13 protein-coding genes are annotated in these 15,662 nt (G+C 68.5%); 11 read left to right on the top strand and 2 right to left on the bottom strand.

The annotated features are described in order from the left end of the window. Positions 1 to 31: 31 nt before the first annotated feature. The 9 genes from G6N45_RS23710 (at position 32) to G6N45_RS23750 (ending at position 11,128) form a co-directional block, all read left to right on the top strand. Positions 32 to 2,416 carry an NADH-quinone oxidoreductase subunit G gene (locus G6N45_RS23710; protein WP_163725588.1) on the top strand — a complete coding sequence of 795 codons (2,385 nt, stop codon included), beginning with the start codon at positions 32 to 34 and terminating at the stop codon, positions 2,414 to 2,416. Continuing rightward, positions 2,413 to 3,642 (top strand): NADH-quinone oxidoreductase subunit NuoH, encoded by a 1,230-nt coding sequence (gene nuoH, locus G6N45_RS23715; protein WP_163725591.1) that lies wholly within the window; start codon positions 2,413 to 2,415, stop codon positions 3,640 to 3,642. Before G6N45_RS23710 ends, nuoH begins: the two co-directional genes overlap by 4 nt. Then, positions 3,635 to 4,165, top strand: a complete 531-nt coding sequence (gene nuoI, locus G6N45_RS23720; protein ID WP_163725594.1) for an NADH-quinone oxidoreductase subunit NuoI — start codon at positions 3,635 to 3,637, stop codon at positions 4,163 to 4,165. The genes nuoH and nuoI overlap by 8 nt, the downstream gene beginning before the upstream one ends. Next, positions 4,158 to 4,901, top strand: a complete 744-nt coding sequence (locus tag G6N45_RS23725) for an NADH-quinone oxidoreductase subunit J (protein WP_163725598.1) — start codon at positions 4,158 to 4,160, stop codon at positions 4,899 to 4,901. Before nuoI ends, G6N45_RS23725 begins: the two co-directional genes overlap by 8 nt. Further along, a complete protein-coding gene (gene nuoK / locus G6N45_RS23730; protein ID WP_043406980.1) occupies positions 4,898 to 5,197 on the top strand; it encodes an NADH-quinone oxidoreductase subunit NuoK in 300 nt (99 codons plus the stop codon). Before G6N45_RS23725 ends, nuoK begins: the two co-directional genes overlap by 4 nt. A gap of 6 nt (positions 5,198 to 5,203) precedes the next feature. After that, positions 5,204 to 7,114, top strand: a complete 1,911-nt coding sequence (gene nuoL / locus G6N45_RS23735; protein WP_163725601.1) for an NADH-quinone oxidoreductase subunit L — start codon at positions 5,204 to 5,206, stop codon at positions 7,112 to 7,114. Positions 7,115 to 7,128: 14 nt separating this feature from the next. After that, the gene (locus G6N45_RS23740) at positions 7,129 to 8,697 is read left to right on the top strand and encodes an NADH-quinone oxidoreductase subunit M (protein ID WP_163728971.1); all 1,569 of its coding nucleotides are present in this window, start codon (positions 7,129 to 7,131) and stop codon (positions 8,695 to 8,697) included. After that, positions 8,694 to 10,265, top strand: coding sequence for an NADH-quinone oxidoreductase subunit NuoN (nuoN, locus tag G6N45_RS23745; protein WP_163725604.1), 1,572 nt, complete (start codon positions 8,694 to 8,696; stop codon positions 10,263 to 10,265). The genes G6N45_RS23740 and nuoN overlap by 4 nt, the downstream gene beginning before the upstream one ends. Before the next feature lie 89 nt (positions 10,266 to 10,354). Continuing rightward, the gene (locus G6N45_RS23750) at positions 10,355 to 11,128 is read left to right on the top strand and encodes an enoyl-CoA hydratase (RefSeq protein WP_163725608.1); all 774 of its coding nucleotides are present in this window, start codon (positions 10,355 to 10,357) and stop codon (positions 11,126 to 11,128) included. Here G6N45_RS23750 and G6N45_RS23755 read toward each other — a convergent pair whose 3' ends face one another. After that, complete coding sequence (locus tag G6N45_RS23755) at positions 11,129 to 11,746, bottom strand: TetR/AcrR family transcriptional regulator C-terminal ligand-binding domain-containing protein (protein ID WP_057146605.1); 618 nt, start codon at positions 11,744 to 11,746, stop codon at positions 11,129 to 11,131. 66 nt (positions 11,747 to 11,812) lie between these two features. Between G6N45_RS23755 and G6N45_RS23760 the strand changes: the two genes are divergently transcribed. Further along, complete coding sequence (locus G6N45_RS23760) at positions 11,813 to 12,949, top strand: phosphotransferase family protein (protein WP_163725611.1); 1,137 nt, start codon at positions 11,813 to 11,815, stop codon at positions 12,947 to 12,949. Beyond that, entirely contained in the window at positions 12,949 to 14,064 is a 1,116-nt protein-coding gene (locus tag G6N45_RS23765) for an Rv3169 family protein (protein ID WP_163725615.1), read from the top strand. Before G6N45_RS23760 ends, G6N45_RS23765 begins: the two co-directional genes overlap by 1 nt. A gap of 100 nt (positions 14,065 to 14,164) precedes the next feature. Here G6N45_RS23765 and G6N45_RS23770 read toward each other — a convergent pair whose 3' ends face one another. Continuing rightward, positions 14,165 to 15,652: a flavin-containing monooxygenase gene (locus G6N45_RS23770; protein ID WP_163725618.1), complete on the bottom strand. Its 1,488-nt coding sequence runs from the start codon at positions 15,650 to 15,652 to the stop codon at positions 14,165 to 14,167. Positions 15,653 to 15,662: the final 10 nt, after the last annotated feature.

Raw genomic sequence — 15,662 nt, forward strand, 5'->3', positions numbered from 1 at the left:
GTGTCTGCTCGCCGGACGAGGGGGTGGGCGCATGACGTTGGCCGAGCACAGCCACGACGCACCGCCGGTCGAGATGGTCACGCTGACGATCGACGGCACGGAGGTGAGCGTCCCGAAGGGCACCCTGGTGATCCGCGCCGCCGAGTTGATGGGGGTGCAGATCCCGCGTTTCTGCGACCACCCGCTGCTCGATCCCGTCGGTGCGTGCCGTCAGTGCCTGGTCGAGGTCGAGGGGCAGCGAAAGCCGTTGGCGTCCTGTACCACCACGGTGTCCCCCGACATGGTGGTGCGCACGCAGTTCACCTCCGAGGCCGCCGACAAGGCGCAGCACGGGGTGATGGAACTGCTGCTGATCAACCATCCGCTGGACTGCCCGGTCTGCGACAAGGGTGGCGAGTGCCCGCTGCAGAACCAGGCGATGTCGAACGGCCGCACCGAGACCCGCTTCGACGACGTGAAGCGGACCTTCCCCAAGCCCATCTCGATCTCGTCGCAGGTGCTGCTCGACCGCGAACGGTGCGTGCTGTGCGCCCGGTGCACGCGCTTCTCCGACCAGATCGCCGGGGACCGGTTCATCGACCTTCTGGAGCGCGGGGCCAACCAGCAGGTGGGTATCGCCACCGGGGAGCCGTTCCAGTCCTACTTCTCCGGCAACACCGTGCAGATCTGTCCGGTCGGGGCGCTGACGGGAGCCGCCTACCGGTTCCGCGCCCGGCCGTTCGACCTGGTGTCCAGCCCCAGCGTCTGCGAGCACTGCGCTTCGGGTTGTGCGCAGCGCACCGATCACCGTCGCGGGAAGGTGCTGCGCCGGCTGGCCGGGGACGACCCCGAGGTCAACGAGGAATGGAACTGCGACAAGGGTCGCTGGGCGTTCACCTACACCGGGGTCGGCGATCGTCTGACCACGCCGTTGATCCGCGAGGACGGCGCGCTGCGTCCGGCGTCATGGTCCGAGGCTCTCGGCGCGGCGGCGGGTCGGTTGGCGGCGTCCGGCGGCAGAGCCGGTGTGCTCGTCGGCGGCCGGTGCACCGCCGAGGACGCCTACGCCTACGCGAAGTTCGCCCGAATCGTGCTGGGCAGCAACGACATCGACTTCCGCATCCGGCAGCACAGTGCCGAGGAGGCGGAGTTCCTCGCCGCCCACGTCGCCGGCAGGCCGATGACCGTCACGTACACCGACCTCGAGAACGCCCCGGCGGTGCTGCTGGCGGGGTTCGAACCCGAGGAGGAGTCACCGATCGTCTTCCTGCGGCTGCGCAAGGCGGTGCGGCGGCGCGGTGTCCGCGTGCTGTCGGTGGCCCCGTTGGTGTCGCGCGGTCTACGCAAGCTGTCGGGCGAGGTGTTCCTCACCGCTCCGGGCGCCGAACCGGCTGCGCTGGACGGCCTCACCGACAACGACCTGCTGTCGATGCCCGGCGCGCTCATCCTGGTCGGTGAACGGCTCGCGGCCACGCCCGGAGCGCTGACGGCTGCGGCGCGGCTCGCGGCGTCGACCGGGGCACGACTGGCGTGGGTGCCCCGCCGGGCGGGTGAGCGCGGAGCTCTCGAGGCGGGCGCGCTGCCGAACCTGCTGCCCGGTGGACGCCCCGTCGGGGACGACACCGCGCGGGCGCAGATGGCTGCCGCGTGGAACGTCGACATACTGCCGGCCGAGCCGGGGCGCGACACCGCAGCGATTCTCGCGGCCGCCGCGGCCGGCGAACTGGACGCACTGCTGGTCGGCGGCGTCGACGTCGACGACCTGGTCGACCCCGCAGCCGCCGTGGCTGCGCTCGACGCCGCACCGTTCGTGGTCAGCCTGGAGCTCCGCCACAGCGCGGTGACCGAGCGTGCCGACGTCGTCTTCCCGGTCGCCCCGGTCGTGGAGAAGGCCGGCTCGTTCGTCAACTGGGAGGGCCGGATCCGGCCGTTCGAGGCGTCGTTGCGCACGAACGCCATTCCGGATCAGCGGGTGCTGACCTACCTGGCCGACGAGATCGGTATCGACCTCGGCCTGCCGACCGCATCGGCCGCCGCCGACGAACGCGCCCGCATCGGACTGTGGGCAGGTCCTCGCGACGGTGCCAGGCAGACCGCGCCGCCGGCCGCCGTGCCGGATCGCGGTCAGGCGGTGCTCGCGACGTGGCGACTGCTGCTGGACAACGGCAGACTGCAGGACGGCGAACCGCACCTCGCGGGCACGGCGCACCGCCCGGTGCTGCGGCTGTCCGCCGCCACGGCCGCCGAGATCGGTGCTGCCGCCGGTGATCCGGTGACCGTGAGCACCGAGCGCGGCACGATCACCCTGCCGCTGGCCGTCACCGACATGGCCGAGCGCGTGGTCTGGCTGCCGACGAATTCCCCCGGCAGTGCTGTGCATTCGACGCTGGGCGTGACGTCCGGCGCTGTCGTTTCGATCGGACGGGAGCAGCTGTGACTTATCCCGACCCGACGCTGTTCGGGCACGATCCCTGGTGGTTGATCCTCGGGAAATCGCTGGGCATCTTCGTGTTCCTACTGTTGACCGTGCTCACCGCCATCCTGCTCGAACGAAAGATCCTGGGCCGCATGCAGTTGCGGTTCGGCCCCAACCGGGTCGGCCCGCACGGGCTGCTGCAGTCGCTGGCCGACGGCGTCAAGCTCGCCCTCAAGGAGGGGCTGATTCCCGCCGGGGTGGACAAGTGGATCTACCTCGCCGCGCCGGTCATCTCGGTGATCCCCGCGTTCATGGCGTTCGCGGTCATCCCCCTCGGCGGTGAGGTGTCGATCTTCGGCCACCGCACCGCACTGCAGTTGACCGACCTGCCGGTCGCGGTGCTCTACATCCTGGCCGTCACCTCGATCGGTGTGTACGGCATCGTGCTCGCGGGGTGGGCGTCGGGCTCGGTGTACCCGCTGTTGGGGGGACTGCGCTCGTCGGCTCAGGTGGTCTCTTACGAGATCGCGATGGCGCTGTCGTTCGCCGCGGTGTTCATCTACTCGGGCACCATGTCGACCTCGGGCATCGTGGCCGCACAGAACGACACCTGGTTCGTGTTCCTGCTACTCCCCTCCTTCCTGGTCTACCTCACGTCCATGGTGGGCGAGACCAACCGCGCCCCGTTCGACCTGCCCGAGGCCGAGGGTGAACTCGTCGGCGGCTTCCACACCGAGTACTCGTCGCTGAAGTTCGCGATGTTCATGCTCGCCGAGTACGTGAACATGACGACGGTGTCAGCGCTCGCCACCACGCTGTTCCTCGGCGGCTGGCACGCGCCGTGGCCACTGAGCCTGTGGGAAGGTGCGAACACCGGGTGGTGGCCGCTGCTGTGGTTCACCGCGAAGGTGTGGGTGTTCCTGTTCGTCTTCATGTGGCTGCGGGCCACGCTGCCTCGCCTGCGCTACGACCAGTTCATGGCGCTGGGGTGGAAGATCCTGATCCCGGTGTCGCTGGGCTGGATCATGATCGTCGCGACCACCCACACGCTGAGCAACCGCGGCTACCAGACGTGGTCGACCGCGGTGATCGGTCTCGCGGCCGTGGTGATCGCCGCCTTGGCGACCTACGTGTGGCGGTCCAGACGCGCCGCCCGAGCCGCGTCTCCCCCATCCCCAGTCCGTCCGGCGGATCCCGGCGCCTTCCCGGTGCCGCCGATGCCGGCGAAGGAGCGTGCAGATGTCTAAGTTCCTCGACGCGGTGGCAGGTTTCGGCGTCACCTTCGGGTCGATGTTCAAGAAGCCGGTCACCGAGGAGTATCCGGAGAAGCCGGGACCGGTGGCCAAGCGTTACCACGGCCGCCACCAACTCAACCGCTACCCCGACGGTCTGGAGAAGTGCATCGGCTGTGAGCTGTGCGCGTGGGCCTGCCCTGCCGATGCGATCTACGTCGAGGGTGCGGACAACACCGACAGCGAACGCTTCTCGCCGGGGGAACGCTACGGCCGGGTGTACCAGATCAACTACCTGCGCTGCATCGGCTGCGGCCTGTGCATCGAGGCCTGCCCCACTCGCGCATTGACGATGACCAACGACTACGAGATGGCCGACGACAACCGGTCCGATCTGATCTACGGCAAGGACAAGCTCCTGGCCCCGCTTGCCCCCGGGATGGAGCCGCCGCCGCACGCCATGGCGCCGGGCAGCACCGACGACGACTACTACCTCGGAAACATCAAGCCGCCCTCGTCGAGGAGCACGCATGGGTGAAGCAGTGTTGTTCTGGGTGCTCGCCGTCGTGACGGTGGCGGGCGGGCTGGGTGTGGTGTCCGCACCCAAGGCGGTCTACTCGGCGATCTCGCTGGCCGTCACGATGATCGCGCTCGCGGTGCTCTACATCGCCCAGGACGCACCGTTTCTCGGCGTGGTCCAGGTGGTGGTGTACACCGGCGCGGTCATGATGCTGTTCCTGTTCGTGCTGATGCTCATCGGCGTCGACTCGTCGGAGTCGCTGGTGGAGACGCTGCGCGGACAGCGGGTCGCCGCGATCGTGATCGGCGTCGGCTTCGGTGTCCTGCTGATCGCCGGCATCGGCACCGTGTCGGCGTCCGGATTCACCGGCCTGAGTCAGGCGAACAGCCGCGGCAACGTGGAAGGCCTTGCCGCACTGATCTTCACGAAGTATCTGTGGGCCTTCGAGCTGACCGGTGCCCTGCTGATCACCGCTGCGCTGGGCGCCATGGTGCTCGCCCACCGGGAGCGCTTCGAGCGGCGCAAGACCCAGCGCGAGCTCGCGGCGGAACGGTTCGCTCCGGGCGGGCACGCGACCACGCTGCCCAATCCCGGTGTGTACGCCCGGCACAACGCCGTCGATGTGCCCGCCCGGCTGCCCGACGGAACCGGCTCGGAGCTGTCGGTCAGCGCGATCCTGCAGCTTCGGCCGGTCCCTGACGAAGACGGTGCCGGCCATGGCGCCGGCCAGCCCGGGAACGGGGACCGCCGGTGAACCCCGACAACTACCTCTACCTCTCGGCGCTGCTGTTCACCATCGGTGCGGCCGGGGTGCTGTTGCGCCGCAACGCAATCGTGATGTTCATGTGCGTCGAGCTGATGCTCAACGCCGGGAATCTCGCGTTCGTCGCGTTCTCCCGCATCCACGGCCAACTCGACGGACAGGTGGTGGCGTTCTTCACGATGGTGGTCGCAGCGTGTGAGGTGGTGATCGGCCTGGCGATCATCATGACGATCTTCCGGACGCGAAGGTCGGCGAATGTCGACGACGCCAGCCTGTTGAGGCACTAGGCGCCGATGACACTTCCCGTGTGGCTGCTCATTGCCCTCCCGCTGGCGGGCGCGCTGGTGCTGTTGCTGGCCGGCAAGCGATCGAACTCCTGGGGTCACCTGCTGGGGACGGCCGCGTCGCTGGCGGCGTTCGTCTGCGCGGCGGTGCTGTTCGCCGACATGCTGGGCCGGGACGCCGAACAGCGCGCGATGCACCAGAGCCTGTTCAGCTGGGTGCCTGTCGGTGAGTTGCGCGTCGACTTCGGCCTGCAGCTGGACCAGTTGTCGATGTGCTTCGCGCTGCTGATCACCGGCGTCGGTTCGCTGATCCACATCTACTCGATCGGCTACATGAAGGAGGACGTCGGTCGCAGACGATTTTTCGCCTACCTGAACCTGTTCCTCGCCGCGATGCTGCTGCTGGTGCTCGCGGACAACTACCTCGGCCTGTACATGGGTTGGGAGGGCGTGGGTCTGGCGTCCTACCTGCTGATCGGGTTCTGGTCGCACAAGCCGTCGGCCGCCACCGCGGCCAAGAAGGCGTTCGTGGTCAACCGGGTCGGTGACATCGGGCTGGCCGTCGCGCTGATGGTGATGTTCTCCACCGTCGGCGCCGTGTCCTTCAGTGGGGTGTTCGGTGCCGCGCCGCGACTGGGCGAGGGCACGTTGACCGCGATCGGTCTGCTGCTGCTGCTCGCCGCGTGCGGCAAGTCGGCTCAGGTCCCACTGCAGTCCTGGCTCGGCGACGCGATGGAGGGTCCCACGCCGGTGTCGGCGCTCATCCACGCCGCCACCATGGTCACCGCGGGGGTGTACCTGATCGTCCGCTCCGCGCCGGTCTTCGACCTCGCCCCGCACGCGCAGACGGCTGTCGTGGTCGTCGGCGCCGTCACGCTGTTGTTCGGGGCGGTCATCGGGTGCGCCAAGGACGACATCAAGAAGGCGCTCGCCGCCTCGACGATGAGCCAGATCGGCTACATGGTGCTGGCCGCGGGTCTGGGACCGGCCGGCTACGCGTTCGCGATCATGCACCTGCTGACCCACGGGTTCTTCAAGGCAGGCCTGTTCCTGGGCGCAGGGTCGGTCATGCACGCGATGAACGACGAGGTGAACATGCGCCACTACGGCGGGCTGCGCAAGGCCCTGCCCGTGACGTTCGTGACGTTCGGCCTCGGCTACCTGGCGATCATCGGGATCCCGCCGCTGGCCGGGTTCTTCTCCAAGGACGGCATCATCGAGGCCGCGCTGGGCGCCGGCGGGATCAAGGGCGTGATCCTGGGCGCGGCAACGATTCTCGGGGCCGGGATCACCGCGTTCTACATGACCCGGGTGATGCTGATGACGTTCTTCGGCGAGAAGCGCTGGGCGGACGGGGCGAGCGAAGCGACGGGAGAAAGACCCAGGACGCATCCGCACGAGGCGCCCGCGGTGATGACGTGGCCGATGATCCTGCTCGCCGTGGGCTCGGTCGGCGCCGGTGGCGCGTTGGCTCTCGGCGGCACATTGCAGCACTGGCTGGAACCGGTGGTCGGCGCCCACGAGGCGCACCACGCCGTGCCGGTCTGGGTGGTGACCGTGGTGGTGCTGGCGGTCGTCGCGGTCGGGATCGTGATCGCCTACCGCATGTACGGCGCCCGCACAGTGCCCGACGAGGCGCCAGCGGGGTCGGCGCTTACCGTCGCCGCGCGACGTGACCTCTACGGCGATGCGTTCAACGAGAGGGTGCTGATGGCGCCAGGGGCGCAGCTGACCAGAGGACTCACCGAACTCGACGACGAGGCGGTCGACGGTGCGGCCGCTGTCCTGGCCGCGGCGATCGGCCGGTTGTCCGAGCGTCTCCGGCAGGTGCAGACCGGATTCGCCCGCTCTTACGCGCTGTCGATGCTCGCCGGCGCGACGTTCGTCGTCGCGCTGATCCTGGCGGTGAACCTGTGGTGACGACCGAGACGTCCATGCCGTGGCTGACCGTGCTGTGGGCCGTCCCGATGCTGGGCGCGGTGGTGGTGATGGTGCTGCCCGCGGCCGCACGCTCGCTGGCCAAGTGGGTCGCGCTCGCGGTGTCGCTGGCGGTCCTCGCCGTCACCGCGGTCGTCGCGGTCGGCTTCGACCCCAGTGGCGAGCAGTACCAGTTCGTCGAGAACTACCGTTGGATCCCGTCTTTCGGCACCGGCTACATCCTCGGCGTGGACGGCATCGCGCTGGCCCTGGTCGTGCTGACGGCGGTGCTGGTGCCGCTGCTGATCGTCGCGGGCTGGAACGACGCCGGCGACCGGCTCAGCTGGGGCGGCCGCTCGGTGCACATCTACTTCGCGCTGACGCTGGCCGTCGAAGCCATGGTGCTGATCTCCCTGGTGTCTCTGGACATCCTGCTGTTCTACGTGTTCTTCGAGGCCATGCTGATCCCGATGTACTTCCTGATCGGTGGTTTCGGCGGCCGGGACCGCAGCCGGGCGGCGGTGAAGTTCCTGCTGTACAACCTGTTCGGCGGTCTGATCATGCTCGCCGCCGTGGTGGGACTCTACGTCGCGACGGCCGGCAGCGATGCCTTCGACGGGGGCACCTTCGATCTGCGGGCGATCGTCGCCGCGGTCGCCGGCGGTGAGTTCACGATGAACCCGGTGGTGATGCACCTGCTGTTCGGCGGATTCATGTTCGCGTTCGCGGTGAAGGCGCCGCTGTGGCCGCTGCACCGCTGGCTGCCCGACGCCGCGGTCGAGGCCACCCCGGCCAGCGCGGTGCTGATGATGGCGATCATGGACAAGGTCGGCACGTTCGGCATGATCCGGTACTGCCTGACGTTGTTCCCCGATTCCGCCCAGTACTTCAGCCCGCTGATCATCACGCTGGCGGTGATCGGCATCGTCTACGGCGCGGTCGTCGCGATCGGTCAGACCGACGTGATGCGGCTGATCGCCTACACGTCGATCTCACACTTCGGCTTCATCATCCTGGGCATCTTCGTGATGACCACCCAGGGCCAGTCCGGGTCGACGCTGTACATGGTCAACCACGGCATCTCGACCGCGGCGCTGTTCCTGATCGCCGGATTCCTGGTCTCGCGCCGTGGTTCCCGCCTCATCAGCGCCTACGGCGGAGTCCAGAAGGTGGCGCCGGTGCTGGCCGGGACGTTCCTCGTCGCGGGGCTGGCCACGCTGTCGCTGCCCGGGCTGGCGCCGTTCATCAGTGAGTTCCTGGTCCTCATCGGCACATTCACCCGCTACCCGGTGTTCGGTGTGCTGGCCGCCAGCGCGCTCGTGCTCTCGGCGGTCTACGTGCTGTGGATGTACCAGCGGATGATGACCGGACCCACTCCGGCGGCGCTCGCCGAGGGCGACACCCGGCTACCGGACCTGCGTCCGCGCGAGATCGCGGTCGTCGCACCGCTGATCGCGCTGCTGCTCGTCCTCGGGGTGTATCCCAAGCCCGCCCTCGACGTGATCAACCCCGCGGTGACGCACACGTTGACGACGATCGACAAGCCCGACCCGGCACCCCGGATGGCGGAAGGCCCGGTGCGATGAACCTGCCCACCCCGTCCATCGAGTACAGCCTGCTCGCGCCGATGCTGATCGTGTTCGGTGCGGCCGTCCTCGGGGTGCTCCTCGAAGCGGTCCTGCCCCGCAGGCAGCGCTACGCCGCGCAGGTCGCGCTCAGCGTGACGGCGCTGATCGCGGCGCTCGTCGCCGTCGTCCTGATCGCACGGGACATGCACGGCGGCAACGGAACCAGTGCGGTGATGGGCGCGGTGGCCGTCGACCGGCCCGCGCTGTTCCTGCAGGGCACCATCCTGCTGGTGGGCATACTCGGCATCCTGCTGATCGGCGAGCGCCGGATCGCCGTGGCCGACCGCGGCGCGGAGCGCGGCGGACTGGACGCCTTCACTCCGCAGGCCTCCGCGATCGCGGGCAGCGTCGCCGAGAAGCAGGCGACCGCGGCGGGGGTGATCCAGACCGAGGTCTTCCCGTTGACGCTGTTCGCCGTCGGCGGCATGCTGCTGTTCCCCGCGGCAGACGACCTGCTGACGATGTTCATCGCGCTCGAAGTGCTGTCCTTGCCGCTGTATCTGCTGTGCGGGCTGGCGCGACGGCGGCGGTTGCTGTCCCAGGAGTCGTCACTGAAGTACTTCCTGCTGGGCGCGTTCTCGTCGGCGTTCTTCCTGTACGGCGCGGCGATGCTCTACGGGTATGCCGGCACGCTGTCGTTGCCGGGCATCGCCGAGGCGGTGAAGGCGGGCACGGGCTCACGGTCGCTGGCGTTGATCGGAATCGCACTGCTGCTGGTCGGCGTGTTGTTCAAAGTCGGTGCGGTGCCGTTCCATTCGTGGATCCCCGATGTGTACCAGGGCGCGCCGACGCCGATCACCGCGTTCATGGCCGCGGCCACCAAGATCGCGGCGTTCGGGGCGATGCTGCGGTTGTTCTACGTGGCGCTGCCCGGCCTGCACGACGACTGGCGCCCCGTGCTGTGGACCATCGCGATCGCCACCATGGCCGTCGGCACCGTCACCGCCGTCACGCAGAACGACGTGAAGCGGATCCTGGCGTATTCGGCGGTGGCGCACAGCGGGTTCATCCTGACCGGCGTGGTCGCCGGCAACGAGTCGGGGCTGTCGTCGACGCTGTTCTATCTGTTCGCCTACGGGTTCTCCACGGTCGGCGCGTTCGCGGTGGTGGGTTTGGTGCGTGACGCCGACGGCGAGGAGGACACCGCGCTGGCCCGGTGGGCGGGGCTCGGGAAGCGCTATCCGCTGGTGGGCATCGTGTTCTCGCTGTTTCTGCTTGCGTTCGCGGGCATTCCGCTGACCAGCGGGTTCGTCAGCAAGTTCGCGGTGTTCAAGGCGGCGGGCGAAGGCGGGGCCATCCCCCTGGTGGTGGTCGGGGTGATCGCGAGCGCGATCGCGGCGTATTTCTACGTCCGCGTGATCGTGCTGATGTTCTTCACCGATCGTCCCGACGACGCCCCGACCGTGGTGGTGCCGAGCGCGTTGACGACGGCCGTCGTGGTGGTCACCGCGGCGGTGACGTTCGCGCTCGGCGCGCTGCCGCAACCGCTGCTCGACCTGGCCAACGCGGCCAACCGTTTCCTCTGACCTCCTCCTCTTTCTCGCCCAAACCGACGTTTGGGCGAGAAAGTGCGAGAGGATCAGGCCATTATGTCGATTTCGCGAGAGGCCCGTCGATGACCGAGCTCGTGCTCACCGCGGACCACGGCGCCGTGCGCGTGATCACGTTGAACCGTCCGCAGGCGCGCAACGCGCTCAGCCGCGACCTGATCCGCGCCTGCTATGCCGCGTTGACCACCGCGGACGCCGACGAGTCCGTCCGCGCAGTGGTGCTCACGGGCGCCGACCCGGCCTTCTGCGCCGGCGTCGACCTCAAAGAAGCTGCGCGCGATGGTCTTTCGTACTTCGCAGAGTTCCGCTCCCAGAGTTGCATCGCCGCGGTGGCCGCCATGCGGACGCCGGTGGTGGGCGCGGTGAACGGGGCCACGTTCACCGGCGGTCTGGAGATGGCGCTGGGCTGTGACTTCCTGATCGCCTCCGAGCGGGCGGTGTTCGCCGACACCCACGCCCGGGTGGGCATCCTGCCCGGCGGCGGGATGACGGCGCGGCTGCCGCAGCTGGTCGGCGCAGCGATGGCCCGGCGCCTGTCGATGACCGGTGAGGTGGTCGACGCCGCCCGCGCCGAGCGGATCGGGTTGGTCACCGAGGTGGTGCCGCACGACCGGCTGCTCGGGCGGGCCGTCGACCTCGCCACCCAGATCGCCGACGTGCCGGGGCCCACGATGCGCGGCCTCAAGGAGATCTACACCAGCGGTGCGGCCGCGGTGACCGATCCCGCGCTCGCCGCCGAGGAACGGATCGCGTTCGCACAGCACCGCGAGTTCGACTCTCTCGGCGATCGCTTCACCGCTGTCGCGCAACGCAACAGGGAGCAGATCCAGCCGGACTGACTAGGACACCGACGGCGAAGTGGCCACTCCGTGAAGCAGGATCGACGTCGTGTTGTCCACCCACGCCGCACTCGCGAGGTAGTCCGGGGCTTGCAGCAGGGCCAGCATCGTGGCGCCGCCGATGAGATGGACCAGGCCGTCGGGATCCACGTCGTCGCGCACCTCGCCTCTGTCGACCGCGTCGCGCAACCGGGTGCGCACGGCGGCGAACAGGTCGGTGAACCGCGCGCTGACGCGGCTGAGCATCGCCGGGTCTGCCGACATGTCGGAGATCAGCCCGGGCAGCGCGGCGGCCACCACGGGGCTGGTGAACACGTCGCGGGCCGCCGCCACCATCGCCCGCAGGTCCGCCGCGATGTCACCGGGAGGGGTGTCGATGGCCGACGGGGTGACCGGAAACGCCGCCTCGTGGACGAGTTCTGCCTTGCTCGACCACCGGCGGTACAACGCGGTCTTGGTGGTGCCGGCGCGCTCGGCGACGGCGGCCATCGTGACACCTGGGTAGCCGATTTCGACAAGTAGATCCGCCGTGGCCCGCAATATGGCAGCGTCGATACGCGGGTCGCGTGGGCGTCCGGCACTCGGGGTCTTGTCAGCCGAGGACGGGTCTGCTTTCATATCGCTACCCACCGTATCGTATTGGCAGGCGCCAGGACCTCGATTCGTGGCGGGAAGGACTCTCTAGTGACCACTGACCCAGCCGTGGAGGACGTCGACCGGCTCCAACGGTCCAGCCGCGACATGACGAACGTCCCCGCCGCGCTGTCGACATGGCTGTCGACGGTGCTGCCCAACACGACGCCCGAGATCACCGTGGACAGCGGCGTGGACACCAACGGCATGTCGTCGGAGACCATCTTGGTGTCGGGCCGCTGGGTGCAGGGCGGCAGCCCGGTCGAGCAGCGGTGGGTCGCCCGGGTCGCCCCCTCCGAAGCGGACGTGCCTGTGTTCGAGCACTACCGACTCGATCACCAGCACGAGGTGATCCGGCTGGTCGCCGAGTTGACCGACGTCCCGGTGCCGCCGGTGCGCTGGCTCGAGCGTTCCGGCGATGTGCTGGGGCGGCCCTTCTTCCTGATGGATCGCATCGACGGGATCGTCCCGCCCGACGTGATGCCCTACACCTTCGGCGGCAACTGGCTTTTCGACGCCGATCCGCAGCAGCAGCGCCTGCTGCAGGACAACACCGTGAAGGTGCTCGCTGCGCTGCACTCGATCCCCAACGCCCAGCAGACGTTCGGCTTCCTGCAGGACATCGACCCGCCCGGGGAGACGGCGCTGCACCGGCACTTCGGGTGGCTGAAGAGCTGGTATGAGTTCAGCGTCCCGGACATCGGGCGCTCTCCGCTGGTCGAGCGGGCGCTGACGTGGCTCGAGGAGCGTTTCCCCGCAGACGCGGCCGCCGCCGAACCGGTTCTGGTGTGGGGCGATTCGCGGATCGGCAACGTCATGTACCGGGACTTCTCGCCCGTCGCGGTGCTCGACTGGGAGATGGCAACCGTGGGGCCGCGCGAATTCGACGTCGCGTGGCTCGCGTTCGCGCACATGGTGTTTCAGGAGCTGACCAAGCTCGCCGGACTGCCGGGGATGCCGGACTTCCTGCGCGAGGACGACATCCGGGCCACCTATCGCGACCTCACGGGCGTGGAGGTCGGCGACCTCGACTGGTTCTACGTGTACTCGGCGGTGGTGTGGTGCTGCGTGTTCATGCGCACCGGCGCCCGGCGCGTGCACTTCGGCGAGATCGAGAAACCCGCCGACGTCGAGACGCTGTTCTACCACGCCTCACTGCTCAAACGACTGTTAGGAGAGACCGTCTGATGCTCGGACCGATGGACGAGTACCCGGTACATCAGCTTCCGCAGCCGATCGCGTGGCCGGGCTCCTCGGACCGCAATTTCTACGACCGGTCCTACTTCAACGCCCATGACCGCACCGGGGACATCTTCGTCGTCACCGGCATCGGCTACTACCCCAACCTCGGGGTCAAGGACGCGTTCCTGCTGGTGAGGCGTGGCGACACCCAGACGGCGGTGCACCTGTCCGATGCGATCGACCAGGACCGGCTCAACCAGCACGTCGGCAACTACCGCGTCGAGGTGATCGAGCCGCTGCGCAAGCTGCGCATCGTCTGCGACGACACCGAGGGTATCGCCGCCGACCTGACCTGGGAGGGCCTGTTCGACGTCGTCCAGGAGCAGCCGCACATCATGCGGCGCGGCAACCGGATCACGTTGGATGCCCAGCGCTTCGCCCAAGTGGGCGCCTGGAGCGGGCAGCTGGCGATCGACGGCGAGGACATCGCGGTCGATCGCGCCCGCTGGATCGGCACCCGCGACCGCTCCTGGGGCATCCGGCCCGTCGGCGAGGCGGAGCCGGCAGGGCGACCCGACGATCCGCCGTTCGAGGGCATGTGGTGGCTGTACGTGCCGATGGCGTTCGACGACTTCGGCATCGTGATCATCATCCAGGAGGATCCGCAGGGCTTCCGCTCGCTCAACGATTGCACGCGCATCTGGAAAGATGGCCGCGTCGAGCAGCTCGGGTGGCCGCGGGTGAAGATCCACTACCGCTCCGGCACCCGCATCCCCACCGGCGCGAGCATCGACGCCACCGGAAGCGACGGCAGCGCATTGCATTTCGACGTCGAGTCCAGGCTTGCCGTGCCGATTCACGTCGGCGGCGGCTACGGCGGCGACTCCGACTGGCTGCACGGCGTGTGGAAGGGCGAGCGGTTCACCGAGCGACTGACCTACGACATGACCGATCCGGCCGTCGTCGGCCGCGCCGGTTTCGGGGTGATCGACCACGTCGGCCGCTCGGTGTGCCGCGACGCCGACGGCACCGAACGCGAGGGCTGGGGGCTCTTCGAGCACGGCGCGCTCGGGCGGCACGACCCGTCCGGCTTCGCCGACTGGCTCACCGTCGCCCTCTGACCCGTCGCCCCTGACCCGTCGCCGAGACTGCATTCCGGCAGGCCATCACTCGCACTTCCTCTGCCGGACTGCAATTTGGTCACGGAACGGGGTGCGGGGGTCAGGCGGGGTGGCGCTCGGGCACTCCGGCGCGGCCGAACACCATCGACTCGTCGATCGGCTCCACACGGTGCCCGATCGCATCGCGGACGTAGGTGTGGCTGAGCATCCACGGCCGTCGCGTTCCCGACTTCGGCAGCGCTCCCAGACCCAGACCCCTCAGCACGTACCCCGACTGAAGGTTGAACGCCGGCTGCTCCGGCATGGCCTCGTGCCCGAGGTGCGGATAGGCGTGGGTGTAGCCATGGGAACGCATGTAGGCCAACAGATCTGCGACCGCGCGCGCCGTCATGTCGGCCCCCAGAGTCCAGGATGCGTTGGTGTATCCCATGCACCACGCCACATTGGGCACGTCCTCGAGCAGTCGGCGACGGTACATGAACCGTTGGTGCGGTTCGACCTTGTCCCCATCGACGAACAGGGTGACGCCGCCGAGGGCCTGCATCTGGAGTCCGGTCGCGGTGATGACCGCGTCGGCGGCCAGGTGACGGCCGGACTTCAGCACGATGCCCCCGGTGTCGAAGTGATCGACGCGGTCGGTGACGATCTCGACATCCCCCGCCGCGACGGCCTTCAACAGGTCGGAGTCCACCATGAAGCACATGCGTTGGTCCCACGGGTTGTACGGCGGCCGGAAGTGGACGTCGACGGGATAGTTGGCGGGCAGTTCGCGCATCGTCATCCGACGAAGTAGCCGTTTGCTCACAGTGGGCGCGCCTCGCGAGACCAGCCACAGCAGCGACCCGAACATCGACATCACCCATCTGGCCGCCAGATGACCCGTCCGCCCCGGCAACATGCGCCGAATCGCGTTGATGGGCGGTAACACTCGCGGCACCGACAACAGGTACGAGGGGGTGCGCTGCAGCATCGTGACATGAGCTGCCCTCTGGGTCAGCGACGGGATCATGCTCACCGCGGTTGCGCCGCTGCCGATGACGACGAGGCGCTTGCCTACGGGGTCGAAGCCCTCGGGCCAGTGCTGCGGGTGGATCACCTCACCGCGGAAGTCGCCCATCCCGGGGAAGTCGGGCACATAGGGTTCGTCGTAGTCGTAGTAACCGCTGGCGAAGAACAGGAACCGGGCTGTGAAGACGATCTCCGTGCCGTCACGATCGGCGCGCACCGTCCATGTGTCCGTCGCGGAATGCCAGTCCGCTGAGTGCACCGCGGTGCGGTACCGAATGAGCTCGTCGATACCGTGTTTGCGCGCGGTGTCGGCCATGTACTGCCAGATGTGCGCGCCGTCGGCGATGGCCTCCGGTCGCGTCCACGGTTCCCACGGGAACGACAGCGTGAAGATGTCGCTGTCCGAGCGGATACCCGGGTAGCGAAACAGGTCCCACGTCCCGCCGAGACGCTCTCGCCGCTCCAGGATGGTGATCGTCAGATCGGGGTTCTTCTCGCGGATGCGGTACGCGGCGCCGATGCCTGAGAAGCCGGCCCCGACGATGATGACGTCGCTGTGCTCCGACTCGCGCGCATCCATGACGAACTCC

The organism is Mycolicibacterium psychrotolerans (genome assembly GCF_010729305.1).
GTDB lineage: Bacteria > Actinomycetota > Actinomycetes > Mycobacteriales > Mycobacteriaceae > Mycobacterium > Mycobacterium psychrotolerans.